At 68.0% G+C, this 25,485-nt stretch carries 26 protein-coding genes and 1 pseudogene; 13 read left to right on the top strand and 14 right to left on the bottom strand.

Annotated features, from left to right (window positions below; translation table 11 throughout):
- Positions 1 to 97: 97 nt before the first annotated feature.
- On the top strand, positions 98 to 649 hold the full coding sequence (locus ACGFNI_RS23490; RefSeq protein WP_393686581.1) for a DinB family protein: 552 nt from the start codon (positions 98 to 100) through the stop codon (positions 647 to 649).
- A 78-nt stretch (positions 650 to 727) separates the two neighbouring features.
- On the top strand, positions 728 to 1,420 hold the full coding sequence (locus tag ACGFNI_RS23485) for a PadR family transcriptional regulator (RefSeq protein ID WP_393686580.1): 693 nt from the start codon (positions 728 to 730) through the stop codon (positions 1,418 to 1,420).
- A gap of 27 nt (positions 1,421 to 1,447) precedes the next feature.
- On the opposite strand, the gene ACGFNI_RS23480 is transcribed toward ACGFNI_RS23485, so the two are convergent.
- The 3 genes and pseudogenes from ACGFNI_RS23480 to ACGFNI_RS23470 form a co-directional block, all read right to left on the bottom strand.
- Entirely contained in the window at positions 1,448 to 2,863 is a 1,416-nt protein-coding gene (locus ACGFNI_RS23480) for a glutamate decarboxylase (protein WP_393686579.1), read from the bottom strand.
- A gap of 16 nt (positions 2,864 to 2,879) precedes the next feature.
- A complete protein-coding gene (gene wrbA / locus ACGFNI_RS23475; protein ID WP_393686578.1) occupies positions 2,880 to 3,530 on the bottom strand; it encodes an NAD(P)H:quinone oxidoreductase in 651 nt (216 codons plus the stop codon).
- Between the two features lie 81 nt (positions 3,531 to 3,611).
- Positions 3,612 to 3,851, bottom strand: a pseudogene (locus ACGFNI_RS23470) (LysE family transporter); the annotation flags it as partial.
- Between the two features lie 27 nt (positions 3,852 to 3,878).
- Between ACGFNI_RS23470 and ACGFNI_RS23465 the strand changes: the two are divergent.
- Positions 3,879 to 5,459 carry a recombinase family protein gene (locus ACGFNI_RS23465; RefSeq protein WP_393686577.1) on the top strand — a complete coding sequence of 527 codons (1,581 nt, stop codon included), beginning with the start codon at positions 3,879 to 3,881 and terminating at the stop codon, positions 5,457 to 5,459.
- Positions 5,460 to 5,505: 46 nt separating this feature from the next.
- On the opposite strand, the gene ACGFNI_RS23460 is transcribed toward ACGFNI_RS23465, so the two are convergent.
- On the bottom strand, positions 5,506 to 6,006 hold the full coding sequence (locus tag ACGFNI_RS23460) for a hypothetical protein (RefSeq protein WP_393686576.1): 501 nt from the start codon (positions 6,004 to 6,006) through the stop codon (positions 5,506 to 5,508).
- Between the two features lie 562 nt (positions 6,007 to 6,568).
- Between ACGFNI_RS23460 and ACGFNI_RS23455 the strand changes: the two genes are divergently transcribed.
- Positions 6,569 to 6,619, top strand: coding sequence for a hypothetical protein (locus ACGFNI_RS23455; RefSeq protein ID WP_393686713.1), 51 nt, complete (start codon positions 6,569 to 6,571; stop codon positions 6,617 to 6,619).
- 742 nt (positions 6,620 to 7,361) lie between these two features.
- On the opposite strand, the gene ACGFNI_RS23450 is transcribed toward ACGFNI_RS23455, so the two are convergent.
- From ACGFNI_RS23450 to leuE, 7 genes are all read right to left on the bottom strand, one after another.
- A complete protein-coding gene (locus ACGFNI_RS23450) occupies positions 7,362 to 8,003 on the bottom strand; it encodes a class I SAM-dependent methyltransferase (protein ID WP_393686575.1) in 642 nt (213 codons plus the stop codon).
- A gap of 67 nt (positions 8,004 to 8,070) precedes the next feature.
- The gene (locus ACGFNI_RS23445; RefSeq protein ID WP_393686574.1) at positions 8,071 to 8,523 is read right to left on the bottom strand and encodes a glycine-rich domain-containing protein; all 453 of its coding nucleotides are present in this window, start codon (positions 8,521 to 8,523) and stop codon (positions 8,071 to 8,073) included.
- Positions 8,524 to 8,607: 84 nt separating this feature from the next.
- Positions 8,608 to 8,865, bottom strand: a complete 258-nt coding sequence (locus ACGFNI_RS23440; protein WP_393686573.1) for a hypothetical protein — start codon at positions 8,863 to 8,865, stop codon at positions 8,608 to 8,610.
- A gap of 89 nt (positions 8,866 to 8,954) precedes the next feature.
- Entirely contained in the window at positions 8,955 to 9,791 is an 837-nt protein-coding gene (locus tag ACGFNI_RS23435; RefSeq protein ID WP_393686572.1) for a Scr1 family TA system antitoxin-like transcriptional regulator, read from the bottom strand.
- On the bottom strand, positions 9,775 to 10,299 hold the full coding sequence (locus tag ACGFNI_RS23430) for a DUF6879 family protein (protein WP_393686571.1): 525 nt from the start codon (positions 10,297 to 10,299) through the stop codon (positions 9,775 to 9,777). The genes ACGFNI_RS23435 and ACGFNI_RS23430 overlap by 17 nt, the downstream gene beginning before the upstream one ends.
- Positions 10,283 to 10,489 carry a hypothetical protein gene (locus tag ACGFNI_RS23425; RefSeq protein WP_392080173.1) on the bottom strand — a complete coding sequence of 69 codons (207 nt, stop codon included), beginning with the start codon at positions 10,487 to 10,489 and terminating at the stop codon, positions 10,283 to 10,285. Before ACGFNI_RS23425 ends, ACGFNI_RS23430 begins: the two co-directional genes overlap by 17 nt.
- Before the next feature lie 429 nt (positions 10,490 to 10,918).
- Entirely contained in the window at positions 10,919 to 11,572 is a 654-nt protein-coding gene (leuE, locus tag ACGFNI_RS23420; protein ID WP_393686570.1) for a leucine efflux protein LeuE, read from the bottom strand.
- Positions 11,573 to 11,687: 115 nt separating this feature from the next.
- On the opposite strand from leuE, the gene ACGFNI_RS23415 reads away from it, so the two are divergent.
- Complete coding sequence (locus ACGFNI_RS23415; RefSeq protein ID WP_393686569.1) at positions 11,688 to 12,446, top strand: MerR family transcriptional regulator; 759 nt, start codon at positions 11,688 to 11,690, stop codon at positions 12,444 to 12,446.
- 73 nt (positions 12,447 to 12,519) lie between these two features.
- On the opposite strand, the gene ACGFNI_RS23410 is transcribed toward ACGFNI_RS23415, so the two are convergent.
- Positions 12,520 to 12,888: a YbjQ family protein gene (locus tag ACGFNI_RS23410; protein WP_227049759.1), complete on the bottom strand. Its 369-nt coding sequence runs from the start codon at positions 12,886 to 12,888 to the stop codon at positions 12,520 to 12,522.
- Between the two features lie 214 nt (positions 12,889 to 13,102).
- Between ACGFNI_RS23410 and ACGFNI_RS23405 the strand changes: the two genes are divergently transcribed.
- Positions 13,103 to 13,813 (top strand): DedA family protein, encoded by a 711-nt coding sequence (locus ACGFNI_RS23405; RefSeq protein WP_393686568.1) that lies wholly within the window; start codon positions 13,103 to 13,105, stop codon positions 13,811 to 13,813.
- Between the two features lie 242 nt (positions 13,814 to 14,055).
- Positions 14,056 to 15,819 carry a threonine/serine exporter ThrE family protein gene (locus tag ACGFNI_RS23400; protein ID WP_393686567.1) on the top strand — a complete coding sequence of 588 codons (1,764 nt, stop codon included), beginning with the start codon at positions 14,056 to 14,058 and terminating at the stop codon, positions 15,817 to 15,819.
- A 147-nt stretch (positions 15,820 to 15,966) separates the two neighbouring features.
- Here ACGFNI_RS23400 and ACGFNI_RS23395 read toward each other — a convergent pair whose 3' ends face one another.
- Positions 15,967 to 16,461 (bottom strand): inorganic diphosphatase, encoded by a 495-nt coding sequence (locus ACGFNI_RS23395; RefSeq protein WP_108151010.1) that lies wholly within the window; start codon positions 16,459 to 16,461, stop codon positions 15,967 to 15,969.
- An 86-nt stretch (positions 16,462 to 16,547) separates the two neighbouring features.
- On the opposite strand from ACGFNI_RS23395, the gene dacB reads away from it, so the two are divergent.
- The 6 genes from dacB (at position 16,548) to folE (ending at position 24,246) form a co-directional block, all read left to right on the top strand.
- The gene (gene dacB, locus ACGFNI_RS23390; protein WP_393686566.1) at positions 16,548 to 18,161 is read left to right on the top strand and encodes a D-alanyl-D-alanine carboxypeptidase/D-alanyl-D-alanine-endopeptidase; all 1,614 of its coding nucleotides are present in this window, start codon (positions 16,548 to 16,550) and stop codon (positions 18,159 to 18,161) included.
- An 85-nt stretch (positions 18,162 to 18,246) separates the two neighbouring features.
- Positions 18,247 to 19,374, top strand: coding sequence for a zinc-dependent metalloprotease (locus ACGFNI_RS23385; protein ID WP_393686565.1), 1,128 nt, complete (start codon positions 18,247 to 18,249; stop codon positions 19,372 to 19,374).
- Positions 19,375 to 19,602: 228 nt separating this feature from the next.
- Positions 19,603 to 20,610: a tRNA lysidine(34) synthetase TilS gene (gene tilS, locus ACGFNI_RS23380; protein ID WP_393686564.1), complete on the top strand. Its 1,008-nt coding sequence runs from the start codon at positions 19,603 to 19,605 to the stop codon at positions 20,608 to 20,610.
- 85 nt (positions 20,611 to 20,695) lie between these two features.
- Complete coding sequence (gene hpt, locus ACGFNI_RS23375) at positions 20,696 to 21,235, top strand: hypoxanthine phosphoribosyltransferase (protein ID WP_393686712.1); 540 nt, start codon at positions 20,696 to 20,698, stop codon at positions 21,233 to 21,235.
- A 284-nt stretch (positions 21,236 to 21,519) separates the two neighbouring features.
- A complete protein-coding gene (gene ftsH / locus ACGFNI_RS23370) occupies positions 21,520 to 23,532 on the top strand; it encodes an ATP-dependent zinc metalloprotease FtsH (protein ID WP_393686563.1) in 2,013 nt (670 codons plus the stop codon).
- Positions 23,533 to 23,640: 108 nt separating this feature from the next.
- Complete coding sequence (folE, locus tag ACGFNI_RS23365; protein WP_393686562.1) at positions 23,641 to 24,246, top strand: GTP cyclohydrolase I FolE; 606 nt, start codon at positions 23,641 to 23,643, stop codon at positions 24,244 to 24,246.
- A gap of 70 nt (positions 24,247 to 24,316) precedes the next feature.
- Here folE and ACGFNI_RS23360 read toward each other — a convergent pair whose 3' ends face one another.
- Positions 24,317 to 25,432 (bottom strand): alpha/beta hydrolase, encoded by a 1,116-nt coding sequence (locus ACGFNI_RS23360; protein WP_393686561.1) that lies wholly within the window; start codon positions 25,430 to 25,432, stop codon positions 24,317 to 24,319.
- Between the last annotated feature and the right edge of the window lie 53 nt (positions 25,433 to 25,485).

Here is a 25,485-nt window from a genome sequence, read left to right as displayed (position 1 = left end):
GGACAGCCACTGTCCGCATGGCTCCGTAGCGTTCGAGGTGTCGGGAGGCGGGCGGCACACAGCCGCACCGCCCCGGGACTTCACGAAAGGCGGCGTCATGCCCACTCACGTTCCTGCCGAGGCCCATGGTGACGAGCGCGGTGCGCTCCTGGCCTTCCTGGAGGCACAGCGCGGCGGGCTGCGGCGCGCGGCGCTCGGGCTGAGCGAGGCGGACGCGCGGCGGCAGCCGACCGCGGGCGAGCTGTCGGTCGGCGGGCTGCTCAAGCACGTCGCGGAGACCGAGCAGGGCTGGGTCGAGACGGCGCAGGAACTGCCGCACTCCATCGCCAGGGACCAGGACTCCTGGCCGCTGAGCTTCCGGCTCGCGGACGGCGAGACGGTCGGGAGCGTGCTGGCCTTCTGGGACGAGGTCGCCCGCAGGACCGAGGAGTTCATCCGGTCCGTGCCGAGTCTGGACGACACCTTTCCGCTGCCGGAGGCGCCGTGGTACCCGCCGCGGGCCACGCAGTCGATGCGCTGGCTCGTGCTGCACCTGATCGAGGAGACGGCCCGGCACGCGGGGCACGCCGACATCGTCCGCGAGTCCCTGGACGGCAGGACGGCCTTCGCCTTGGTGGACGAGGAGCGGGCGGCGCAGCAGGGGGCGTAACGGGCGGCACCCGTCCCCTCTAGGCTGGCCGTACCGGGTGCGCAGGGCTCTCCCGGTGCGGCCAGGGGCGGAGGGACGATGTCGGCGATCCGGCTGCTGGTGCTGGGCGCGGTGCGGCAGCACGGGCGGGCGCACGGCTATCAGGTGCGAGGCGACCTGGAGTACTGGGGCGCCCACGAGTGGTCGAACGCCAAGCCGGGGTCGATCTACCACGCGCTCAAGCAGCTGGCGAAGCAGGGCCTGCTGCGGGCCCACGACCTCGCGCCGAGCACGGCGGGCGGCCCGCCGCGCACGGAGTACGAGGTGACCGCCGCGGGCGACGCGGAGTTCTTCACGCTGCTGCGGGCCGCACTGTCGCAGCCCGACCGGAAGACCGACGAACTGAGCGCAGGACTCGGCTTCCTCGTCGACCTGCCGCGCGCCGACGCGGTGGCGCTGCTCAAGGAGCGGGTGCGGGCGCTGGCGGAGTGGCGAGCCACGGTCACCGCGTACTACACACCCGATGACGGCCCCGAAAAGCTCGGCCACATCGGCGAGATCATGAACATGTGGGTGCACTCGGCGGACAGCGGCGCCGCGTGGACGCGCGGCCTGATCGAGCGGATCGAGGCCGGTGCGTATGTGTTCGCAGGGGAGGGTGATCCGTTCGTCGGGGTGCTTCCGGACGGCGCCGCCAACCCGTACGCGGCGGGGGAGCGCGGCGGGCCGGGCCGCGCGGGGCGGGACGTTGCGCGGGACGCCGAGGGGGACGACGGCCCTGGCGGTGGCTGAGCGGCGCGGCCCGGCCACCGGCGCCGGTCAGTGGTGGAAGGCCGTCGCCTCCGCCTCCGAGCGGCCCAACGGGTGTTCCTGGCGGCGTAGTTCGGGCAGCAGCTGGATCAGGTCGGCGAGGAAGAGGTCGGCGAGGTCGAGCGAGAAGCCGTTGCGGCAGACCACCCGCAGCACGGACAGGTCCTCGCGGTGCGGCGGGAAGGTGTAGGCGGGCAGCAGCCAGCCGCGTTCCTTCATCCGCCGGGACACGTCGAAGACGTCGAAGGCGGTGACGTCGTCGGCGGTGGTGAAGGCGAAGACCGGCAGTTCGTCGCCGTGGGTGAGCAGGCGGAAGTCGCCCAGCGCGCCGATGCGTTCGGCCATCGAGCGGGCCACGTCGCGGGTGGCCTGCTGGACGGCGCGGAAACCGTCCCGGCCGAGCCGCAGGAACGTGTAGTACTGCGCGGCGACCTGCGCGCCGGGCCGGGAGAAGTTCAGGGCGAAGGTCGGCATGTCGCCGCCCAGGTAGTTGACGCGGAAGACCAGTTCTTCGGGCAGTGCGTCGGTGTCCCGCCACAGCGCCCAGCCGACGCCCGGGTAGACCAGGCCGTACTTGTGGCCCGACGTGTTGATGGACGCGACCCGCGGCAGCCGGAAGTCCCAGGGCAGGTCGGGGTCGAGGAACGGCGCGATCATGGCGCCGGACGCCCCGTCCACGTGCACCGGGATGTCCCGTCCGGTGCGCTCCTGGAGAGCGTCGAGCGCCGCGCACACCTCGGCCACCGGCTCGTACGACCCGTCGAAGGTCGAGCCGAGCACCGTCACCACGCCGATGGTGTTCTCGTCGCACAGTGCCGCGGCCGACTCGGCGTCGAGGTGGAAGCGGTCGCCCTCCATGGGCACCTGGCGCGCCTCCACCTCCCAGAAGTTGCAGAACTTCTCCCAGCAGACCTGGACGTTGGCGCCCATGACGAGGTTGGGCCTGGCGCTGCCGGGATAGCGGTCCTTGTTGCGCAGCGCCCAGCGCCGCTTGAAGGCCATCCCGGCGAGCATGCACGCCTCGCTCGACCCGGTCGTCGAGCAGCCGACGGTGGCCGACGGGTCGGGCGCGTGCCACAGGTGGGCGAGCATCGCCACGCAGCGCTTCTCCAGTTCGGCGGTGCGCGGGTACTCGTCCTTGTCGATCATGTTCTTGTCCCGGCACTCGGCCATCAGGACCCCGGCCTGCGGCTCCATCCAGGTGGTGACGAAGGTGGCCAGGTTGAGGCGGGCATTGCCGTCCAGCATCAGCTCGTCGTGCACGAACTGGTAGGCGGTGTGCGGGGAGATGGGGCCTTCGGGCAGGGTGTGCCGGGACGGCGAGCTGCTCATGCCGGCGACCGGGTCCGCCTCGCCGTAGAACGGGTTGACCGGGTGCCGGGCCCGCTCGCGGTCGCCGCCGGATGTGCCTTTGTGGAGAGTCATCTGCCGCGGGTACCCCTCAATCCGTGCCGGAAAGACCGGACTTGAGCGCCCGGGTGAACTTCACCACGCGCCGGGCCTGGATTCCGGCCGCGGTGCGGGCGTCGTCGTCGAGCGGGGTGTCGGGGCCGCCGACGTGCGAGGTGCCGTACGGATTGCCGTCGGTGAACTTCGCCGGTTCGGTGTAGCCGGGGGCGACGAGGATGCCGCCGAAGTGGTGGACGGTCTGGTAGAGCGCGAGCAGGGTGGATTCCTGGCCGCCGTGCCGGGTCGCGGTCGCGGTGAAGCCGCTGTAGACCTTGTCGGCCAGCCTGCCCTGCTGCCAGAGGCCGCCCAGGGTGTCGATGTACTGCTTGAGCTGGGACGTCACGTTGCCGAACCGGGTGGGGGTGCCGAAGATCACCGCGTCCGCCCAGAGCATGTCCTCGGGGACGGCCTCCAGGATGTCGGCGGTGGCGGCGGCGTTCGCCGCCCAGGCCGGGTTGGAGTCGACGGCGGCCTGCGGCGCCAGCTCGGCCGCCCTGCGCAGCCGCACCTCGGCCCCGGCGTGCTCGGCCGCGTCCGCGATGAGCTGGGCGAGCTGGGCGACGGTGCCGGTCGACGAGTAGTAGATGACCGCTACGTTGACGGCCGGTCCTTCGTGTCCGTCAGGGGCGTCGGGCGGGGACATGGCGCACCTCCTGACCCCGAACATAGGGGCGCAGGAGGTGCGGTGGCCTGCGGTGTACGGCCAAAGGGCGCAGCGGCCGGATCAGCCGGCGCCGGCCATCGACAGCTTCGCCGCGAAGCCGAGGAACGCCGCGCCCGCGCCCGCCGACAGGCCGGCCGTCAGCTTGCGGCGGCGCCGGAAGGTCGCCGCCAGGTACGTCCCGCTGAAGATCAGGACCGACAGGTACGTGAAGCTGAACAGCTGCGCCCAGGCGCCCAGCGTCAGGAACGACAGCACCGGGTGCGCGTACGACGGATCCACGAACTGCACGAAGAACGTGACAGAATCAAACTGCTACGCTCTCATCTCATGACACCTACTCAGACCGCCCCGGAGTGGACCGCAGACGAGCTGGCGGAGCTGGCCGAACTCAAGGCCAAGAACGAGGCACTGCCCGAGGACGCGCCCCGTGGGCTCCTGTCGGTCCGACTCTCGATCCTCACGGAGGACACCACCAGTCCGGCACGCCAGGAACTCGACCTACGCCGTCACGCCGTCCGGGAAGGCATCAGGGTTGTGGGTGTGGCGAGGGACCTTGGAGTCTCGGCCACCAAGAAAGCACCCTGGGAGCGGAAAGAGCTTGGCGACTGGCTGAACAACCGGATACCGGAATTTGACCTGATTCTGTTCTGGAAGCTGGACAGGTTCATCAGGCGAATCTCTGACCTTCACGAGGTCATCAAATGGTGTGAGAAGTTCGGGAAGAACCTGGCCTCCTTGAATGACACTTTGGATCTGTCCTCCCCGATGGCTCAGGCAATGGTGACTTTCATTGCGGCCGTGGCAGAGATCGAAACAGCCAACACCAAGACCCGTGTTTCCTCGCTCTGGGAGTACACCAAGCAGCAGGACCAATGGCGCATCGGTAAACCGTCATTCGGTTACAAGACGGCCAGAGTGAGTGGAAAGCTGCGCCTCGTTCAGGACCCTAAAAAGGCGCGGGTGGTGCGCTACATGTACGCCGCTGCGATGCGGGGTGTACCGGCAAACCGGATTGCCAAGGTGTTGGACAGGGCTAAGGTCCTAACCTACAGCAATGGCAAGTGGAACAATCAGCAGGTGCTCAGGACTCTAAGGAATCCTGCTGTGAAGGGCATTCGAACCGAGGGCGGCACCAAATCCACGGCCTACGGCTCGAAACCTGTGCTGGATAAGAACGGGCAGGAAATCAGGGTGACGGATGATCCGATCCTGACCGCTGACGAATTCGAGAGGGTTCAGCAAGCCTTGGCTTCCCGTGCGAAGAACAAGCGCCACCACGAGAAGAACCGTCGCCCTACTCGCTTCCTGGGTGTCATCAAGCACGAGACGTGCGCCAATAACATCAACGAGACCAACAGTTACAAGACGCTCTCCACGGGAGAGGAGAGGGAATATCGCTACCTGCGATGCCCCAGGTGTCGCAAGCCTGGTTTTGTGATTCCAGACCCCGAGGATACTTACCGCTCCTTGGCGCAGGCCGTCTTCGGTGAACTCGGAGACTACGAGGTGATCCGCCGAGAGTACGCCCGTGGCGAAGAGAACAGGCGAGAGCGTAAGCGACTGGAAGAGTCCATTGCTTACTACATGACGGGCCTGGAACCTGGGGGGAGGTTCGACAAGGCGGGCTTTATCCGAGAGAAGGCGGAGAGCACTCTAGACTCCCTAATGACTGACCTGGCCAAGATTGATCCGGAGTCCATAAAGGACAGGTGGATCTACCAGAGCGCTGGCAAGACGTACAGGCAGCATTGGGAGGCTGGTGGCATTGAGGCTATGGAGCAAGACCTGCTGAGCGCCGGAATCACCTTTGAACTTGGCCGGGACGCTGGCGGGGAAGTAGTTGGGAAGCTGGTCATCCCGCACGATGTAAAGAAGAAGCTGATCAAGATGGGTGACCACTGGAGCTAGAGCCCAGACACGGAACAGCCCCGGTCACAGCGGCCGGGGTTTTCTGCTATTCTAAGAGGTTTCTGGCCTTCCCGGTAACGATGCCTCCGGCCTTCCTGTCGGCAACGGTCTCCAGAAAGCCGCCTTTCCTCGCTCGCTTCAGGTGATCCTTCATGGTGTTCTGAGTCTTACCCACGGCATCCCCGAGCCACTTCACGGGGGCCTGTACACCCCTGTTGGACGCCCCCACGTACAGAGCAGACAGAAGGGCTAGGTACCGGTCTGAGAGACGGCCGGAGGCCAGCTCCGCCCGCGCCTGCTCCGCCAGCGCCTCTAGCTCTCCCTGGGCCCGTCCAGTTGCCTCCTGGGCCTTCTCGATGATCCGGCTCAACTCAGGCTCCAACCGGCGCAGAACGGTGGTGGTAACCCCTCGGGCAACGTCCCGTCCTGTGGCGTCCTCTGCTGGCTCGATGGTGAGCCTTTGGGGGCCTCCCTGGGTGTCGGCACCGGACCACTCCGCCGTGAGTACCCAATCCCCGACCCGTTGCCGCACCTCGTATCCGCTCATGCTGCGCACGCTACACCCAGCCATGACACGCACTGAATAAACCCTGTGACCCGTTCCACAAACAGGGGGTGGCCGGCTCAGGGTCACCCCAGGTCAGAAGTTTATTTAGGTTTACTCATACACCCAGTTTGGACATGGCTGGGTTGATTAGCCCTGAAGTTCAGGGCAGTCTTGAATGCGTGGGGTCGAGCGAAAGTAGACGAGAGGAAAGTTCATTGAGTAGCGCTGGTGGACAAGGGCAAGGTATGCGAGTGATCACCTGTCGAGTGGACGAAGACGGGAACAGTCGGGTCGTTCGAGACAGAGAGTACCGATTTGAAGACCTGCCCGAGGATTGCAAGCAAATCATGAAGAAGCTGCGTAACGCCACGAATTCAGGAGAACAGAATGAATGACACCTACAAGGTAGTGAGCATAGTCCGGAAGATCGTCCATGGCTGCAAGGGGCTGGATCTAGGGCCCTCCGCAATGCTGGCAGTCATGGCAGAGTATGCAGATTGGGAGGATGGGGAATATCGCAGGAACGGTGGCCTTGCTGGCATTCGCGTAAGCAAGACCAACATTGCTCACTGGATGGGTAAGACCCGCAGTAGTGATATCGACCCTTGGATAGAAAAGGCCGTCGCCGCTGAATGGCTGATCGTGGAAGAACGGCACATGGGCAAGCCTTGGCGATTCCGAATCGTCATCCCGGGCTGCTGCCGTCATCGGAGGCTGCCCGGCGATAGGTGCAAGGCGCAGCCCAGGAGCAAGCGGGGCAACCTGGGGAGCCCTAAAGTCCAGGGTCGAGTAGCCAGCCCTGAACATCAGGCAGAGCCGACCCTAAAGACCCCGCACGCACCGACCCTCAACAACAGGGGACTACCAAGTAACGGTCCAAGTAAGGACCAAGTTAAGACTTCTTTTGAACTGCTGGACCTAGGTGTAGATGATCCTTGGATGTAGGTAGAGGCAGGGCCCGTCTTTGGACTGGCCTTTCCTATTTTCAACACGGCGAAGGCAGGAGAGGACGAGAGTCCGAACAGTGGAACTAGCCAGCCTTGTGGGGCTGGCAGTGACACGCCAGAACTGGTTCTGGGTTCAGTTGATTCAGAGAGGTACGGTCCAGTTGTTACCGACGGTGAAAATGAATTTACCCAGAGAGTGGGGTAACAAGGTTAGTCGAATTGAAAAGAGAACCGGCGGAGCGCGGCTCTCCGATAACGTACGCTTCCAGGGTTTCAGAATTCTTTTGTAAAACCTTTGCCTTTATTGGCCTCCATTCTCCATTGAGTGATTTACGTCACCTTCGGAAGGGTGGGTAAAAGAGAATCCCCCCACCCATAAGGCAGAGGGATTCAGGGTAATTCCGGGTCTTACGTGTAGGCCCTTACTAGGAGGGTTCCTACCTCCTGCCCTTTAGGGGGAGGGATGATCTCGGCTTTGGAATTCGAGTACCCCGAAGAGGTCAGAAGGGCCGACCATTCCTCTGGGGTGTAGTCCCACCTGGTTACCGCCCTGGCCTCTCTCAGGGTGCCGACCGGTTCCGAGCCGGCCGAGGGGGGCTTGTGGGAGAAGGCCAGCACCCCACCAGGGGAAAGCCGCTTCCGAATCAGGGGGAGGAGCTGTTCAGGGTCCGCGAACCAGACAGGCCCGAAGACGGACAGGACCACATCGAGGGGGCCGTCTGTGCGGCACAGGTGGTCGGTCACCTCTGCCGTATGGAAGGTGAGGCCGGGGAGGTGGCCCCATCGCGCTACGGCCTTCTCACGTTGGCTGGGGGCGATGTCCACGCCGATGCACTCGGCCCCGAGCGTGGAGAGATGGGCAAGGTTGCATCCCGTGCCGCAGCCCAACTCCAGAACGGTCCGGTCTTGAAGTTCTCCGAGGATCGATTCATCAGGGCCGTGGTCGGCGTACTGCGTCCAGTTCAACCACGTCTTGGCCCCGGAAGCGTTGGCGTCCCTCCGTGGCGTCCGTCCCTGGGCGTACCGCTCCCAGGCGTCAACGACCTCCATACAGAACCTTTCCTCGTGGCGGCAACTCCCCCCGTCTCCGAGGGGAGTTGCCACGGTCCGTGCGGTGCTACTTCCCGCTGTTGGGGCTGTCCGTGCACCCGGCGTGGCACTGGGAGCAGTCGGCCGCGTCCTTCATGGTCCACAGCTCCGGGTCGATCTCGAAGCCGGAAGCCTTGATGGCCTTGACCGTGTCCCGCAGGGCGGGGGGCTCCCCGGCTCCCTCTCCGGGCAGGTGCGGGACGTGGTGGATGTAGCGTCCCGCGTGCTGGTCGCAGAACGCCATGTAATTGACCGAGTCGAGCACGAACGAGTGGACGCCCAGGTCCACGGCCTGGGAGGGCCCCATGCGCGTCTCGGGGCACTCGGCGGAGGTCACCAGGTAGGCGACGGCCTGACCGCAGATGCGCTCAGCCAGGTCACGCCCCATGACGTGATCCCGCATGATCAGCCGGACTGCCCTGTCCCACACCTGGATGGGGACGAGACTCCGGGGGTCTCGGACCTGTACCGCTGTTGCCATCAGTGGTTCCCTTCACGTGGTCGTGCTCGGGTGATGGAGCCCGCCCCGGCCACTCAACGAGCCTGGGTGATCGGGGCGGGGGTCTCAGAGGGCTACGCGTCGCCGCAGCTTGGCCAGGGTCTGTACCTGCTGGTGCCGGGCAAGGGCAGCAAGCTGAATGCGTTCCCTGTCGTCGAGGAGACGCACGGAAACGATGCTGGTCTGCCAGCTCAGGCCGGAGGGGCGGATTAGGGTGAGCATGGGCCCGCGTTGGTCCTGGATGACGCCGACCATGTGACTGGATTTGTCGAACACGGCTGTGCCCGGCTTCCACGGTGCGTCCTGCTGAGAATCTGCTGCCATGCCGTCGCGCCTCCCGTAGCTCGTAGCGGGAAAAATGATCCCCGAGTCCCGGAGCGATACGGCAAGTTATTCACGTTGTCGAATAAAGATCACCTTCGGCAGTGATCGGCCCAGGCAGTCAGGTGCTCCCTGGCAGGCTCGCCGAAGAGCGCGTATTCCTCGTAGGTGGTGAAGCGGCTGATCAGGTCTTGTACGTCTCGACTGTCACGGAACACGATTGCACCCAGGTCCAGTTCAGCGGTTGCCAGGGTCTCGCCGTAGACCGTAAATGTGTTCAGAGCCCCAGAAGAGAAGTTGACCCCCATGGGGATAATCCCGAGCCTGATGTTCGGCTGGCGAGTGAAGGATACAAGTCGGTCAATCTGCATGGCCAGCTCGTGAGGCGGCACGAGCGGATACCTGACGGCCTGCTCAGTCAGAATGAACGTGAACTGTTTGGAGCGATCAAACAGGACCCTTTGCCGGTCGAGTTTCATAGCCACGGCCTTGGCCTGCTGCTCCGGGGGTGCCTGGGTCAAGCTGGCACGGACGTATTCAGGGGTGGCCAGGAGCCCGGTAATCATGGAGAGAAGGAAGTATCGGAATGTTGTGGAGGATGCTTCAAGTCCAGCAAGCTGCAACTGTTTCTTGTCGAGCCCTTTCCTGCGAAGGGTCCTGCCGTCCTGCCACTCAGTCTGCGCAATCCTGGCCAGGGCCATGACCTCAGCTGCTATGGCGGGGGAAGCTTCAAGGCCCCGAAGAATCTGTTCAACGTCCAGGAGTGACGGGCGGGATTTGTTGCCCTCAATCCGGCTGATCTTGGATTGGGACATGTTGCAACGTGCAGCAAGCCGGCCCCCTGAGAGCCCGGCTTGCTTGCGAAGGTGCTTAAGCATGGCCGCGAGTTCACGCCCCGACTGGTCTAGCTCGTCAGGCTCGATGGCCACCGTTGATGTACTCCCTGAACGGCACGGATTCCGCGAGGGCAATCCGCTGGTATTCGATGTACGGTGCTGGGTCGCCGTCGTAAATTTCCCGGCCGGCCTGGGTGCCGTCCTCCGCATAGTTCATGAGGACGACTTCCGAACGGTCGAAAAGCCAGAAGTCCTGAACCCCTTCAAGGGGGTTGGGCCTTTCTGTTACATCCAGGATGCGGATGTCGTCCCCGGCCCGCGAGTGAACGTCGTAGTACATGAACTCAAAGCGGAGATAGTCCGTGAGCGGTTGCCTGACGATGTGGACCCGCCCTTTGGACTTCCCCTCTGCCCTGATCTTTTTCAGGCCCTCTGTGTAACCGGAGGAGTAGTTCTCGGGGTCAAGTCGTTGCCCGGCCAGGAAGTCCCGGATATCTCCGTCCTCACTCGGCACCCTGTAGACGGGAAGGGTTTCGAGTCGCCACGCTTCCTGTTTGAAGCCCTGAACCTTGGCCGTCCAGGCTTCACCATCCAAGAGCACGGAAAGCCTCCCTCAAGGTCTCCTCGGGGATCTCAACGAGCCCTTCGCCGTCCGGTGCGGTGAACGCCTTGGAAACGTCCCCCTGGACCACGAACGAGCCGGACGCGGTGCGGTAGACGTTCGGGCAGTCGTCGTTGTTGCAGTTCCCGTTCCCGTTGCCGGTCAGTCGGGTCAGTTCCTCACGAGCCATAGCTGTGAACCCCCTGCTACGGGCCCCTTGCGGGCCGGTCGTCACGACAGTACGAGCGGGGCGGGTGAGCCGTCTATGCAGGAACGCGACTATGCGCGTCTTTGCATAAACACGGGCCGGGAGCACGGAGCTTGGCGACTTGAGAGCGCATCAGGTCAGCTACCAGCGACGCCAAGCCCACGTGAAGAAACTGAACTTACTGAATCAACCCGCGCTATCGGCGGTATCCACCTTCACGGTGATGGGCCGACGCTTCCGCCTGCTGGGTGCGCTGACCAGGGCAGAGAACGGGGTCACCTTGACAGGCTCCTGGGGCTCCTCCTGGGGCCTCTCGGGCACCCCCAGGACTCCTAGTGCCTCTCGCTGCTCCTGGGGGCTCATGCGGGCGAACAGGGCTGCTGCCTGGCGGGGGTCAGACACGGCGGCCCCCTACGCGCTGGCCAGCGACAGCTTGACCGCGAACCCCAGGAACAGCATCCCGGCCACGGAGGTAGCTCCCGCGCTGAGCGCCTTGCGCCTGCGGAACGCCGCTGCCAGCCGGGCACCCGCGAAGATCAGGAACGACAGGTACAACACGCTTGCGGCCTGGGCGAGGACGCCAAGCAAGATGAAGCCTGGCAGGGGGTTGGATTCTGGAACGAACTGCACGAAGAAAGAGATGAAGAACAAGATCGCCTTCGGGTTGAGCAGGCTGACCACCAGCGCCCTGCGGTACGGCCGCTCGACGGCCGCCTTCGGCTCCGCCTGCTCCCCGTCGCGGGCGGCCCGGCGCGCCTCCCGGCCGCGCCACAGGGCCACCGCGCCGCGCAGCATCCCGAACGCCAGCCAGGTCAGATAGCCGGCGCCCGCGAACTTGACGATCGTGAAGAGCACCGGGCTGGCCTGGAGCAGCGAGGCCACGCCGCCCGCCGACAGCGTCATCAGCACCGTGTCGCCGCAGAGCACCCCGGCCGCCGCGCGGTAGGCGACGCGCGGGCCGCGCCTGGCCGCCACCGAGACGACGTACAGCGAGTTCGGGCCCGGCAGCAGAATGATCAGCGCGAGGCCCGCCAGATACGTGGAAAGGTCCGTTATCCCCAGCATGGGACGAAGGATCGCACCCCGGGGCCGTTCCCCCGCACGCCTTTTCAGGATGCGGACTTGCACCTCACGCGGCGGGAGGAGGGAGCGTGGCACACGTACCGAGAAAGGGGCGGAAATGAGTTACCCGGTGGGACGGATCGCGGGCATCGCCAAGGTCACGGTGCGCACTCTGCACCACTACGACGAGATCGGCCTGCTGGTGCCCGGCGCGCGTAATCACGCAGGTCACCGGCGGTACACCGATACCGATCTGGACCGGCTCCAGCAGATCCTCTTCTACCGGGAGCTCGGCTTTCCGCTCGACGAGGTCGCGGTGCTCCTGGACGACCCGGACGCCGATCCGCTCGAACACCTGCGGCGTCGGCGGCAGCTGCTCGGCGAGCGCATCGGCCGGCTCCAGGAGATGGCCGCGGCCGTCGACAAGGCGATGGAGGCACGAAGGATGAACGTACGGCTCACACCGGAGGAGAAGTTCGAGGTGTTCGGCGACTTCGACCCCGACGTGTACGAGGACGAGGTCCACGAGCGCTGGGGCACGACGGACGCGTACCGCGAGTCGCAGCGCAGGACCGCCGCGTACACCAAGGACGACTGGAAGCGGCTGACCGCCGAAATGGACGCCGTCCACGAGCGGATGGCCGCCCTCCTCGACGCGGGGGCGGACCCGGCGTCCGATGCGGCGACGGCGGTCGCCGAGGAACACCGGCAGTTCATCTGCCGGGCGTATTACGACTGCACCTACGAGATCCACACCGGGATCGGCAGGATGTACGTCGACGACGAGCGGTTCACCGCCACCTACGAGGCGATCCGCCCCGGCCTGGCCGTCTACCTGCGCGACGCCATCCTGGCCAACGCGGCGCGGCGGGCGTGACCTGCGGCACAGTCGTCGTACGGCGGTGCGGCGGCCGGTCCGGGGAGCGCGCCTCCGGGCCGGCCGCGCCGGGTCAGCTCTGCGGGGCGAGTACCACCGCGGTGCCGTAGGCGCACACCTCGGTGCCGACGTCGGCCGCTTCGGTGACGTCGAAGCGGAACATCAGCACCGCGTTCGCGCCGCGCGAGCGGGCCTGCTCGACCAGGCGCTCCATGGCCTGGTTACGCGTCTCGACCAGGGTCTTGGTCAGGCCCTTCAGCTCGCCGCCGATCATCGACTTCAGCCCGGCGCCGATCTGGCTGCCCAGGTGGCGGGAGCGGACGGTCAGTCCGAATACCTCGCCGATGACCTGCTGCACGGTGAAACCGGGGACGTCGTTCGTCGTCACCACCAGGACGTCGGACTGGGGTTGCTGTCCGCCGCCGTACTCCTCGATGCCCATGGCGCACCTCCTTGGTGATCAGCATTGCGTGGTTCGGTCCGCCGGGCCAGTCCGTCCGGGACATCCGCGGGGGTGCGGCCGTCCGCGGGGCCGGATGGAACCACGGGCCGTCATCCGGCGTTGATAGCTTTGGGCCGCACACTGCGCCCGTATCCCCGTCGCTTCCCCGTCGCACTGCGCGATCCGGCGCCCTCGACCCAGGAGCCTTCACCCCGTGAACACTCTCGCGCTCGGCCCCCAGTGGCTGGACCCGGATTACCTGATCGCGACGTACGGCCTGATCGGCGTCCTGGTCATCGTCTTCGCGGAGTCCGGCCTGCTGATCGGCTTCTTCCTGCCGGGCGACTCGCTGCTGTTCACCACCGGCCTGCTGGTGACCACCAACAAGATCGACCTGCCGCTGTGGGCGGTGTGCGCGCTGGTCGTGCTGGCCGCGGTGCTCGGCGACCAGGCGGGCTATCTCTTCGGGCGCAAGGTCGGCCCCTCGCTGTTCAAGCGGCCCGACTCCCGGCTGTTCAAGCAGGAGAACGTCGAGAAGGCCCACGACTTCTTCGAGAAGTACGGCCCCAAGTCGCTGATCCTGGCCCGCTTCGTCCCGATCGTGCGGACGTTCACGCCGATCATCGCCGGTGTGAGCCGGATGAACTACCGCTCGTTCCTGGTCTTCAACGTCATCGGCGGCACCCTGTGGGGCGCGGGCGTCACGCTGCTCGGCGCCGCGCTGGGCAACATCGAGTTCGTGCACAAGAACATCGAGGCCATGCTGGTCCTGATCGTGCTGATCTCGGTGGTGCCGATCGCCGTCGAGTTCCTCAGGGCCCGCGGCAAGGCCAAGAAGGCAGCCGCAGCCGAGGTGCCGGGCCAGGCCGCCGCCCCGCAGCCGAACGGCGGCGACGGACGCCGCGGCCGGCACGCCAAGCGCTGACACCCGTACGGGCGCCGCGCCGCTCCGCGTCCGGCGGCGGCGGGCGCACCGGGGGCGCGCAGCCGGTGCGGGACCTGCACCCGGAGCGCGGGCCGCGCCTCCGCGGCACGCCGGCGCACCCCCGAACCACCCTCGCCGGCCCGTAGGGCGGCCGGGAAACACCCCCCGGCCCGCGCGCACCGGGACGCCATCAGGCATCGTGTCCTTGACGGTCGCATGAGGCGTACGAGGAGCGAAGAGACGTGGCGTCGGACCCACAGCGCGGCCAGCGCGGAACCAACGGCACACCGCACTCCCAGAACGGCTCGAAGAGCGCGCGGAACGGCAACGGCACCACCTCGTCGGGCAACGGCCCCGAGTCGTTCGACGAGGACAGGAAGCTGTCACCCGACGAGGCGCGCAGCGCCTTCACCCCGCCGATGGGCGTGCCGTACCCGCCGCTGCCCGAGGACGAGAGCAGCACCACATCCGAGTTCGCGCTGCCCGAAGGGCTGCGTCCGGAGGTGCCGGCGGAGCAGGAGGGCTCGGCGTTCGCGCCGCCCGGCGGCACCACGCCGCCCGGCGGATTCCCGGCCTTCACACCGCCGCACGGCATCCCCGTCATCAGCCTCACCAAAGAGGCGCCCTGGCAGGACCGGATGCGCACCATGCTGCGGATGCCGGTCCACGAGCGCCCGATCCCCGAGCGGACCGAGCGGACCGACGAGACCGGGCCCGCCGTCCCGCGCGTGCTCGACCTGACGCTCCGTATCGGCGAGATCCTGCTGGCAGGCGGCGAGGGCGCCGAGGACGTCGAGGCCGCGATGTTCGGCGTCGCGCACGCCTACGGCCTGGAGCGGGTCGAGCCCACCGTCACCTTCACGCTGCTGTCCATCTCGTACCAGCCCTCGCTGGTCGACGACCCCGTCACGGCCAGCAGGACGGTGCGGCGGCGCGGCGTCGACTACACCCGGCTGTCCGCGGTCTTCCGGCTCGTCGACGACATCACGTCCGAGGGCATCACCCTCGAAGAGGCGTACCGCGGTCTCGCCGAGATCCGCCGTAACCGCCACCCGTTCCCCAGCTGGGCGCTGACGCTGGCCTCCGGGCTGCTGTCCGGCGCCGCCTCCATGCTGGTCGGCGGCGGGCTGCTGGTGTTCGTCGCGGCGGCGATCGGCTCGATGCTCGGCGACCGGCTCGCCTGGCTGGCTTCCGGGCGCGGGCTGCCCGAGTTCTACCAGTTCGTGGTGGCCGCGATGCCGCCCGCCATGATGGGCGTCGGCTTCGGCCTGATCCACGCCAACGTGCAGGCGTCCGCGGTGATCACCGGTGGGCTGTTCGCGCTGATCCCGGGACGGGCGCTGGTCGCCGGTGTCCAGGACGGCCTGACCGGCTACTACATCACCGCGTCCGCGCGTCTCCTGGAGGTCGGCTACCTCATCGTCGGCATCGTCGTCGGCGTGCTCGGCGTGCTGTACATCGGGCTCCAGGTGAATCCCGGGCTCAGACGCCTCAACCCCGAGGAGGCGCTGCACGTCTACAACGAGCCGGTGGTGCAGATCGGCGCGTCCATGCTGCTGGCGCTGGCGTTCTGTGTGCTGCTTCAGCAGGAACGTCACACCGTCGCCTTCGCCACGCTGAACGGCGGGGTGGCCTGGGTCGTCTACGGCGCCCTCGCCAACGTCGCGCGGCTCGACGCGGTGCCCGCCACCGCCATCGCCGCCGGCCTCGTCGGCCTCTTCGGACAGCTGCTCTCCCGCTACCGCTACGCCTCCGCGCTGCCCTACGTCACCGCGGCCATCGGCCCGCTGCTGCCCGGTAGCGCCACGTACTTCGGGCTGCTCAACTTCGCCCAGGGCAACCTTCTCGACGGCATCTCGTCGCTGATCAAAGCGGTCTCGCTGGCGCTGGCCATCGCCGTCGGCGTGAACCTCGGAGGCGAGGTCGCCCGGCTGTTCCTCCGCGCCCCAGGGCCCGAGGCGGCCGGCGGCGGACGCCGCGCCGCCAAGCGCACCCGCGGCTTCTGACCCGGGGCCGATGGCCCTTCCCGGCGCGCCCGCCAGCCCCGGCACGCACGAACGGGCGGCACCCCGACCGGGTGCCGCCCGTTCGCGTACGAAAATCAGCGCACGCGCCGGATCAGAGGGCCGGTGAAGGCCCCCGGAAAGGCCACGTCAGTGGGCGCCGCCCTGCGCCTCCAGGCGCTTGTACGACGCCTCGATCTCGGCCTCGGCCTCGGTGCGGCCGACCCAGTTCGCGCCCTCGACGGACTTGCCGGGCTCCAGGTCCTTGTAGACCTCGAAGAAGTGCTGGATCTCCAGGCGGTCGAACTCCGAGACGTGGTGGATGTCCCGCAGGTGCTCCACGCGCGGGTCGGACGCGGGCACGCACAGCAGCTTGTCGTCGCCGCCGGCCTCGTCCGTCATCCGGAACATGCCGATGGCGCGGCACTTGATGAGGCAACCGGGGAAGGTCGGCTCGTCCAGGATGACCAGCGCGTCCAGCGGGTCGCCGTCCTCGCCCAGGGTGTTCTCGACGAATCCGTAGTCGGCGGGGTAGCTGGTCGAGGTGAAGAGTCGACGGTCCAGGCGGATCCGACCGGTCTCGTGGTCCACCTCGTACTTGTTCCGCGAACCCTTCGGGATCTCGATGGTGACGTCGAACTCCACGGGTGGCTCCTCCATGATCAACACATAGGTCTGGTGATTAAGTGTCCCCCACGCAGGTGTGTGGTGGCGAAAGGGGCTGGTCCGAGGTGCCGGAGACCGGATCGTGGCAGGTCAGATGGCAGTCGGCGCAACGGTCGGCGAAGTCAGCCGCGCGCACCGCGTCGCGCACCGCGCAGGCGGCCGGGCGTGACGCAGCACAGGCGTGGCGGTCCGCGCCGCTGCGTACGCGGCAGACCTGGCGGCTGACCACGGTGTCCGCCGTCGCCGGTCTGGCGGTCGCGACCGCCGCGGTGGCGACGGCCGGGCCGTGGGACTCGGGTCAGCGTACGGCCGAGCGGGCCCGCGCAGGGGCAGCGGCCCGAACAGGTGGCGAGCATCACGCCGGAGCCCCCGGCCCGGAAGCGGATCCGGGCCCCGGCACCCCGCAGGTCCTGCCCGCGCTCGGCGCCCCCGACCGGGGCACGTCAGGCCGCGCCGCGGCGCCCGCACCCACCAAGGCCGGGCTGTCCGACGCGCTCGCCCCGCTGCTCAAGAGCGAGGCGCTGGGCCCGCTGCGCAGCGCCTCCGTCCTCGACGTCGCCTCCGGGCGCGAAGTCTTCAGCGCCGAGCCGCACGCCGCCTCCACCCCCGCCTCCACCGTCAAGCTCGCCACCGCCACCGCCGCACTGTCCACGCTCGGGCCCGACCACCGCATCCTGACCACCGTCGTGGCGGCCCCCGGGAAGGGCGGGAAGGGCAAGCACGCGGGCAAGCACCGCATCGTGCTGGTCGGCGGCGGCGACCCGACGCTCACCGCCCGCCCGCCCCGGGGCGCCGCCGACCAGCGCCCCGCCAACCTGCGCACCCTCGCCGACGACACCGCCCGCACGCTCAAGAAACGCGGCACCACCGACGTCGCCCTCGGCTACGACACCTCGCTCTACTCCGGGCCCCGCCTGCACCCCATCGGCCCCAACGAGAACATCGCCCCGGTCAGCGCCCTGATGACCGACGAGGGACGGCTCGACGACAGCGACCACGGCACGGCGCCGCGGGACGCCGACCCGGCCGCCGCCGCGGCCCGCGCCTTCGCCGGCCTGCTCCGGGCCCGCGGCATCGACGTCCGGGGCACCCCGGCAGCGGCCCACGCCCCCAAGAAGGCCGACCGGATCGCCGCGGTCCGCTCCCTGCCGCTGTCCGACCTCGTCGAACGGATGCTGACCCACAGCGACAACGACATCGCCGAAGGTCTTGCCCGGCAGACCGCCGTCGGCGCGGGCGAGCCGGTCAGCTTCGCCGGCGCCGCCACCGCCGTACGCAAGGCCCTCGCCGACCGGAAGCTGCCGCTGGCCGGCGCGAAATTCGCCGACGGCAGCGGCCTCGACCGCGACGACAAGGTCACCGCTGAACTCCTCTCCCACCTCCTGCTGCGCGCCTCCGCACCCGACCACCCCGAGCTGCGCCCGATCGTCACCGGCCTGCCCGTCGCCGCCTTCACCGGCACCCTCAGCGACCGCTACGGCGACACCGCGGGCGCCGGCGCGGTACGGGCCAAGACCGGCACCCTCACCGGCGTGAACACCCTGGCAGGCACCGTCGTCGACGCCGACGGACGGCTGCTGGTCTTCGCCTTCATGACCAGCGGCACCACCGACGCCCAGGGTGCCCAGGAGGCGCTCGACACCCTCGCGTCGGCGGTCGCCAACTGCGGCTGCCGCTGAATCCCGGGCCGCGCGGCGGCAGGCGCCCGCACCGCAAAACCCCGGTCGGCTACCCCCGAGCCAACTGCCCACGTACCGTGAACGCATGACGAGCATCGGTGGTGTCGAGATGGTCGACTGGAATCTCGCGGTGGCGACCGCGACCCGGTTCGTGCGGCCCGGTCCAGAGGTGAGCCGCGACGAGGCGCGGGCGATCGTCGCCGAGCTGCGCAGGCACGCCAGGTCATCAGAGGAACACGTCCGCGCCTTCACGCGGATGGCACAGCCGGGCCCCGCGGGCGAGGCGCCGCACGACACCCCGGTCCTGGTCGTCGACCGGCCCGGCTGGATCAAGGCCAACGTCGCCGGGTTCCGCGCGGTGCTCAAGCCGCTGCTGGACAAGATGGAGACCCGCCGCTCCAACGGCCCCGGGGGAGCCGTGCTCGGCGCCGTCGGCGGCAAGGTGACCGGCGTCGAGCTGGGCATGCTGCTGTCGTTCCTGTCCTCCCGCGTCCTCGGCCAGTACGAGACGTTCGCCCCCGCGTCCCGCGAACTGCCCGCCGCGGCCCAGGGCGGCAGGCTGCTGCTCGTCGCGCCGAACATCGTGCACGTCGAACGGGAGCTGGAGGTCGACCCGCACGACTTCCGCCTGTGGGTGTGCCTGCACGAAGAGACCCACCGCACCCAGTTCACCGCCGTCCCCTGGCTGCGCGACCACATCGAGGGCGAGATCCAGTCGTTCCTCGCGGAGACCGACATCGATCCCGGCACCCTCCTGGAGCGGCTGCGCGAGGCCGCCCAGTCGCTGGCCGGCGCCAGGCCCGAGGGCGAGGAGGGCGAGGACGGCGGGCGCTCCCTCGTCGATCTCGTGCAGACCCCCGTCCAGCGCGAGATCCTCGGCCGGCTGACCGCCGTGATGTCCCTCCTGGAGGGCCACGCCGACTTCGTCATGGATGGCGTGGGCCCCGACGTCGTGCCTTCCGTCGCGGAGATCCGCGAGAAGTTCCAGAAGCGCAGGGCCAGCGGCGCAGGACGGCTCGACCTGGCGCTGCGCAAGCTCCTCGGCCTGGACGCCAAGCTGCGGCAGTACCGCGACGGCGAGCGGTTCGTGCGCGCCGTCGTCGACGACATCGGCATGGACGGCTTCAACCGCGTCTGGACCTCGCCGAACACCCTCCCCACCAAGCAGGAGATCGCCGCGCCCGCCGACTGGGTCGCCCGCGTGCGGGGTTAGGTCCGGGAAAGCCGCGTCCGAGAAGGGGGCACGGTAAGGCAGCGGGGAGCCGCACACACCTCGCACGGCAGATGAATGCCCCCTCAATCACCCTTCTGAGGGACCGTGACCGATGGATAGGCGTGCAATGCTCGGGGAACTGCTCGCCTCTGTCACCATCTAGGCACTCTGTGTGACGAATTGCTCGTCACGCGCCGAGGCTCCCCAGCTGAACGATTGGAAACGGACATGGGTCCCCATCCAGCGGTCGCCGCGATACGCCTGGCGGTCCGCCGCGTACTCCACGACGTGTTGAACCAGCACTGCGCGCAGGAATCGGCCGAGCCCCCGCTCGTGCTCGCCGCCTGCTCCGGCGGCGCCGACTCCACGGCGCTCGCCTCCGCCCTCGCCTTCGAAGCGCCCAAGCTGGGCGTCCGGGCGGGCGGCGTGACCATCGACCACGGCCTCCAGGCCGGCTCCGACATCCGCGCGGCCGAGGTCGTGCTGCGGCTGCGCGGCCTGCGGCTCGATCCGGTCGAGTCGGTCGCCGTCTCCGTCGGCAAGGGAGGCGGCCCCGAAGCCGCCGCCCGCGACGCCCGCTACGCCGCACTCGACGCGACCGCCGACCGCCTCGGCGCCGCCGCCGTCCTCCTCGGCCACACCCGCGACGACCAGGCGGAGACCGTCCTGCTCGGCCTCGCCCGCGGCTCCGGCACCCGCTCGCTCTCCGGCATGGCCGCCACCACAGGACGCAACGGCCGCTACCGGCGCCCCTTCCTGGAACTCGACCGCCAGACCGCCCGCAAGGCATGCCTGATCCAGTCGCTGCCGGTCTGGGACGACCCGCACAACGCCGACCCCTCCTACACCCGCTCCCGGCTCCGGCACGAAGGGCTGCCCGCGCTCGAAAAGGCGCTCGGCAAAGGCGTCGTGGAGGCCCTGGCCCGTACCGCGCAGCTCTCCCGTGACGATGCCGACGCCCTGGACTGCTGGGCGGCCGACGCGGAACGGACGGTCCTCGTCGATGACGGTGCTCTGGACGTCGCCGGACTGTTCGCGCTGCCCGCCGCGGTACGCCGCCGGGTGCTGCGCAGGGCCGCCATCACGGCGGGTTCGCCGGCCGGTTCGCTCTTCGCCCGCCACGTCGAGGAAGTGGACCGGCTGATCACTGCCTGGCGCGGTCAGGGCGCCATCAACCTCCCCGGGCGGGTCGGTGTTCGACGGCAGGGTGGCAGACTGGTCATTCGGCAGGGCTGAGCCGCAGGACTGCCCCGCTTCACCAGTCTCACGACTGACATGAACACCGAACCGAGCGAGAGTGGCACGGGTGGACGACAAGGACATGGGTTCCGACCTTCAGTCGGTGCTCATCAGCAAAGAAGAGATCGACACCAAGCTGGCCGAGCTGGCAGCGAAGATCGACGCGGAGTACGCGGGCAAGGACCTGCTCATCGTCGGAGTCCTCAAGGGCGCCGTGATGGTGATGGCGGACCTGGCGCGCGCGCTGTCCACCCCCGTCACCATGGACTGGATGGCCGTTTCCTCCTACGGCGCGGGCACCCAGTCCTCCGGCGTGGTCCGCATCCTCAAGGACCTCGACACCGACATCAAGGGCAAGCACGTCCTGATCGTCGAGGACATCATCGACTCCGGCCTGACGCTGTCGTGGCTGCTGTCGAACCTCGGCTCGCGCGAGCCGGCCTCGCTGGAGGTCTGCACGCTGCTGCGCAAGCCGGAGGCCGCCAAGGTCGCACTCGACGTGAAGTGGGTCGGCTTCGACATTCCCAACGAGTTCGTCGTCGGCTACGGCCTGGACTTCGCGGAGAAGTACCGGAACCTGCCGTTCGTCGGCACCCTCGCGCCGCACGTGTACGGCGGCTGAGGGACGCACCACCACTCGTCGGCCACCATCGGCCGGCGAGGGCCCGGAGCAGCCGTTGTGCCGCGGCGGGAACCCCTCGGGGCCGTCCGCCGTTGAAGCAGCGGGAACGGAATCCGAGGCTTCATTGTTAACCGTGGGCGGCGGCGTCGGGTGACAATGCTGGGGTACCGTCCGAAGGCACTCATTTTTCGGGCCAGTAATACACCGTACGCACGACCAGCCCTCCACGGGGCTGTTGTGCCTCACTGTGGCAGGAGGGACGGGGCCGTGTCGGCTCCGTATGGATGGACGTGAAGCGATACTTCCGTGGGCCGGTCATGTGGATCGTGCTGGCCGTCCTCGCCGTGGTCGTGTTGATGCAGGTCGTCGGCTCGTCCGGCGGCTACAAGACGGTGGACACCGGTCAGGTCGTCAAGGCGATCACTGACAACAAGGTGAAATCCGCCGAGCTGACGACCGGCGACGAGAACAAGATCAAGGTCGAGTTGTCGGGCGACAACAAGATCCAAGGCTCCAACAAGCTCCAGGCGAGCTACATCGGCGACCAGGGCGTCGATGTGGCCAAGAACCTGCAGGCCAAGTACCAGACCGGCGAGATCAAGGACGGTTACACCGTCTCCCCGTCGAAGCAGAACCCGTTCGTCGGTGTGCTGCTGTCGCTGCTCCCCTTCGTCCTCATCGTTGTCGTCTTCCTGTTCCTGATGAATCAGATGCAGGGCGGCGGCTCCCGGGTGATGAACTTCGGGAAGTCGAAGGCGAAGCTGATCACCAAGGACACACCCAAGACGACGTTCTCGGACGTCGCGGGGTCGGACGAGGCGGTCGAGGAGCTCCACGAGATCAAGGAGTTCCTCCAGGAGCCGGCGAAGTTCCAGGCCGTCGGCGCCAAGATCCCGAAGGGTGTGCTGCTGTACGGCCCGCCCGGAACGGGCAAGACGCTGCTGGCGCGCGCCGTCGCGGGCGAGGCCGGCGTGCCGTTCTACTCGATCTCCGGCTCCGACTTCGTCGAGATGTTCGTCGGTGTCGGTGCCTCCCGGGTGCGCGACCTCTTCGAGCAGGCCAAGGCGAACGCCCCGGCGATCGTCTTCGTCGACGAGATCGACGCCGTCGGCCGGCACCGCGGTGCGGGTCTCGGCGGTGGCCACGACGAGCGCGAGCAGACGCTGAACCAGCTGCTCGTCGAGATGGACGGCTTCGACGTGAAGGGCGGCGTGATCCTCATCGCCGCCACGAACCGCCCGGACATCCTCGACCCGGCGCTGCTGCGCCCCGGCCGTTTCGACCGGCAGATCGCCGTCGACCGTCCGGACATGCAGGGCCGGCTGGAAATCCTCAAGGTGCACCAGAAGGGCAAGCCGGTCGCCTCGGACGTCGACCTCACGGCCGTCGCCAAGCGGACCCCCGGCTTCACCGGTGCCGACCTGTCCAACGTCCTCAACGAAGCCGCCCTGCTGACGGCCCGTAGCGACGCGAAGCTGATCAACAATCACTTCCTGGACGAGGCGATCGACCGCGTCGTGGCCGGCCCGCAGAAGCGGACCCGGATCATGTCGGACAAGGAAAAGAAGATCACCGCGTACCACGAGGGCGGACACGCCCTGGTCGCGGCGGCCTCCCCGAACTCCGACCCGGTCCACAAGATCACGATCCTGTCCCGCGGCCGGGCCCTGGGCTACACCATGGTCCTGCCCGACGAGGACAAGTACTCCACCACCCGCAACGAAATGCTCGACCAGCTGGCATACATGCTGGGCGGGCGCGCGGCGGAGGAGCTGGTCTTCCACGACCCGACCACGGGTGCGGCGAACGACATCGAGAAGGCCACCGCCACGGCCCGCGCGATGGTCACGCAGTACGGCATGACCGAGCGTCTCGGTGCCATCAAGTTCGGCACCGACAACTCCGAGCCCTTCCTGGGCCGCGAGATGGGCCACCAGCGTGACTACTCCGAAGAGGTCGCCGCGCTGGTCGACGAGGAAGTCAAGAAGCTCATCGAGACCGCGCACAACGAGGCGTGGGAGATCCTGGTCGAGAACCGCGACGTGCTCGACAACCTCGTCCTGACGCTCCTGGAGAAGGAGACGCTGGGCAAGGAGGAGATCGCCGAGGTCTTCAAGCACATCGTGAAGCGCCCGGCCCGCCCGGCGTGGACCGGTTCCTCGCGGCGTACCCCGTCGACCCGCCCGCCGGTGCTGTCCCCCCGGGAGCTGTCGCCGGCCAACGGCACGGTGCCCACGACCGCCACGGTCTCCACGGAGAAGGCGGAGTCCCCGGAGGAAAACCACCCGGAGAGCTGATCGCCAGGGCCCGAACGGACCCGGAATGAATGCCGCGCCTCACAGGTTCTAGCCTGGAGGCGCGGCATTCCGCATGGGGGAGCCGGCGCAGAAGGAACGAGGCACCACATGACCGACCCTGTGACGCTGGACGGCGAAGGCGCGATCGGCGAGTTCGACGAAAAGCGCGCCGCGGACGCCGTCCGCGAGTTGCTCATCGCTGTCGGCGAGGACCCGGACCGCGAGGGCCTGCGGGAGACGCCGAACAGGGTGGCGCGCGCGTACAGGGAGATCTTCGGCGGGCTGTGGCAGAAGCCGGAGGACGTGCTGACGACGACGTTCGACCTCGGCCATGACGAAATGGTGCTGGTCAAGGACATCGAGGTCACGTCGAGCTGCGAGCACCACCTGGTGCCGTTCGTCGGCGTCGCGCACGTCGGCTACATCCCGTCGACCGACGGCAAGATCACCGGCCTGTCGAAGCTGGCCCGGCTGGTCGACGTGTTCGCCCGCCGCCCGCAGGTCCAGGAGCGGCTGACGACGCAGATCGCCGACTCGCTGATGAACATCCTGGAGCCGCGCGGCGTCATCGTCGTCATCGAGTGCGAGCACATGTGCATGACCATGCGCGGCGTCCGCAAGCCCGGGGCCAAGACCACCACGTCGGCGGTGCGCGGGCAGCTCCGTGACCCGGCCACCCGCGCCGAGGCGATGAGCCTGATACTGGCCCGCTGACGCCCGTCCGGACATGCGTCCGGCCCGTACGGGAGCGTACGGGCCGTGCGGTGGGGGTTCGTTCTGCGGGTCAGACCTTGAGCCGGCCGCCCAGCCATTCCATGGCGGCCGGGATCTCCCGGCGCCAGGTGTTGAAGTTGTGGCCGCCGCTGTCGAGGATGATCGACGCGACCTGCGAGGGGGACTTGGTCCCCTTGATGAACTTCAGGGTGTCGCGGTAGTTGCCCTCGCCCTGCTTGCTGCTGGTGACCAGGAAGCTCGCCTTCGGGGCCGGCAGGTGCTGCTGACGCCACAGCAGATTGTTCTCGCGCTCCAGCTGCTTGTCGCCGCCGAAGAGCGCGCCGGTGGTGGCGTCGAGGGGGGCCTTGTAGCTGCCGGAGAGCGCGACGGCGCTGGAGAACGACTCGGGGTGGCGCATGGTCATCTTCAGGGCGCAGTAGCCGCCGGTGGAGTCGCCCATGACGCCCCAGCTCTTGGCGTCGGGTCCGACGCGGTAGTGCCCGGCGATGTCGCGGCGCAGGTCCTTGGTGAAGAACGTCTCGGTCTGCGGGCCGCCGGGTACGTCCACGCACTCGGTGTCACGCGGCGGGGCCACCGTCGGGCGCATCATCACCAGGACGGTCGGCTGCATCTTGCCGTGCTTGTGCAGGTCGTGCTGGGTCTGCGGGAAGTGCAGCTTCTTGTAGAGCGCTTCGGCGGTGCCCGGGTAGCCGGTGAGCACGACCGCGGCGGGGAACGTCCGGTGGGCGTGCGCGCGCTGGAAGTACTGCGGCGGAAGGTAGACGAAGGCCGGGCTGGTGATGTGGGACTGCTCGCCGCGTATCAGGACCTTGTCTATCCGGCCCGCGACGTCCGGGCGGCCCGCGCCGCGGATGCTGAAGCGCTCGCTGCCCAGCGTCTGGAGCTGGGTGCCGTCCGGTCCCGTCTTGTAGGTGGTCACCACGCCCGGTTCCTGCTCCTGGCCGAAGAGGTCGGCCCAGGAGGCGTAGAAGCCGAACGAGTTGTTGGCGAAGAGACCGACCGCGGCGAACAGCGATATCTGGGTGACGAGCAGCAGTCCGACGCGGCCCAGGACCGTGCGCCAGTTACGGCCGGAGAGCCGCGGCCAGAGCCAGATCGTGACGATGAACAGCGCCACGGCGATGACGACAGCAAGAATCAGCACTTTTTTGCTGGTGAGACCCATGAGGTGCTTTCTTCCGAGCGGCCGGCCCATCCGTCCGCTGATGGAACCCCGAG

It is taken from the genome of Streptomyces sp. NPDC048644, assembly GCF_043199105.1.
Lineage (GTDB): Bacteria > Actinomycetota > Actinomycetes > Streptomycetales > Streptomycetaceae > Streptomyces.
This window is presented reverse-complemented; position numbering and strand designations above follow the sequence as displayed.

Coding starts and splice junctions, on each gene's coding strand:
- hpt (WP_393686712.1), top strand. CDS start 20,696: ATGGGTTCCGACCTTCAGTCGGTGCTCATCAGCAAAGAAGAGATCGAC.
- ACGFNI_RS23485 (WP_393686580.1), top strand. CDS start 728: ATGTCGGCGATCCGGCTGCTGGTGCTGGGCGCGGTGCGGCAGCACGGG.
- ACGFNI_RS23410 (WP_227049759.1), bottom strand. CDS start 12,888: ATGGGCATCGAGGAGTACGGCGGCGGACAGCAACCCCAGTCCGACGTC.
- ACGFNI_RS23445 (WP_393686574.1), bottom strand. CDS start 8,523: ATGGCAACAGCGGTACAGGTCCGAGACCCCCGGAGTCTCGTCCCCATC.
- folE (WP_393686562.1), top strand. CDS start 23,641: ATGACCGACCCTGTGACGCTGGACGGCGAAGGCGCGATCGGCGAGTTC.
- ACGFNI_RS23385 (WP_393686565.1), top strand. CDS start 18,247: ATGACGAGCATCGGTGGTGTCGAGATGGTCGACTGGAATCTCGCGGTG.
- leuE (WP_393686570.1), bottom strand. CDS start 11,572: ATGCTGGGGATAACGGACCTTTCCACGTATCTGGCGGGCCTCGCGCTG.
- ACGFNI_RS23460 (WP_393686576.1), bottom strand. CDS start 6,006: ATGAGCGGATACGAGGTGCGGCAACGGGTCGGGGATTGGGTACTCACG.
- ACGFNI_RS23440 (WP_393686573.1), bottom strand. CDS start 8,865: ATGGCAGCAGATTCTCAGCAGGACGCACCGTGGAAGCCGGGCACAGCC.
- wrbA (WP_393686578.1), bottom strand. CDS start 3,530: ATGTCCCCGCCCGACGCCCCTGACGGACACGAAGGACCGGCCGTCAAC.
- tilS (WP_393686564.1), top strand. CDS start 19,603: ATGGGTCCCCATCCAGCGGTCGCCGCGATACGCCTGGCGGTCCGCCGC.
- ACGFNI_RS23450 (WP_393686575.1), bottom strand. CDS start 8,003: ATGGAGGTCGTTGACGCCTGGGAGCGGTACGCCCAGGGACGGACGCCA.
- ACGFNI_RS23415 (WP_393686569.1), top strand. CDS start 11,688: ATGAGTTACCCGGTGGGACGGATCGCGGGCATCGCCAAGGTCACGGTG.
- ACGFNI_RS23465 (WP_393686577.1), top strand. CDS start 3,879: ATGACACCTACTCAGACCGCCCCGGAGTGGACCGCAGACGAGCTGGCG.
- ftsH (WP_393686563.1), top strand. CDS start 21,520: ATGGACGTGAAGCGATACTTCCGTGGGCCGGTCATGTGGATCGTGCTG.
- ACGFNI_RS23480 (WP_393686579.1), bottom strand. CDS start 2,863: ATGACTCTCCACAAAGGCACATCCGGCGGCGACCGCGAGCGGGCCCGG.
- ACGFNI_RS23425 (WP_392080173.1), bottom strand. CDS start 10,489: ATGGCTCGTGAGGAACTGACCCGACTGACCGGCAACGGGAACGGGAAC.
- ACGFNI_RS23490 (WP_393686581.1), top strand. CDS start 98: ATGCCCACTCACGTTCCTGCCGAGGCCCATGGTGACGAGCGCGGTGCG.
- ACGFNI_RS23360 (WP_393686561.1), bottom strand. CDS start 25,432: ATGGGTCTCACCAGCAAAAAAGTGCTGATTCTTGCTGTCGTCATCGCC.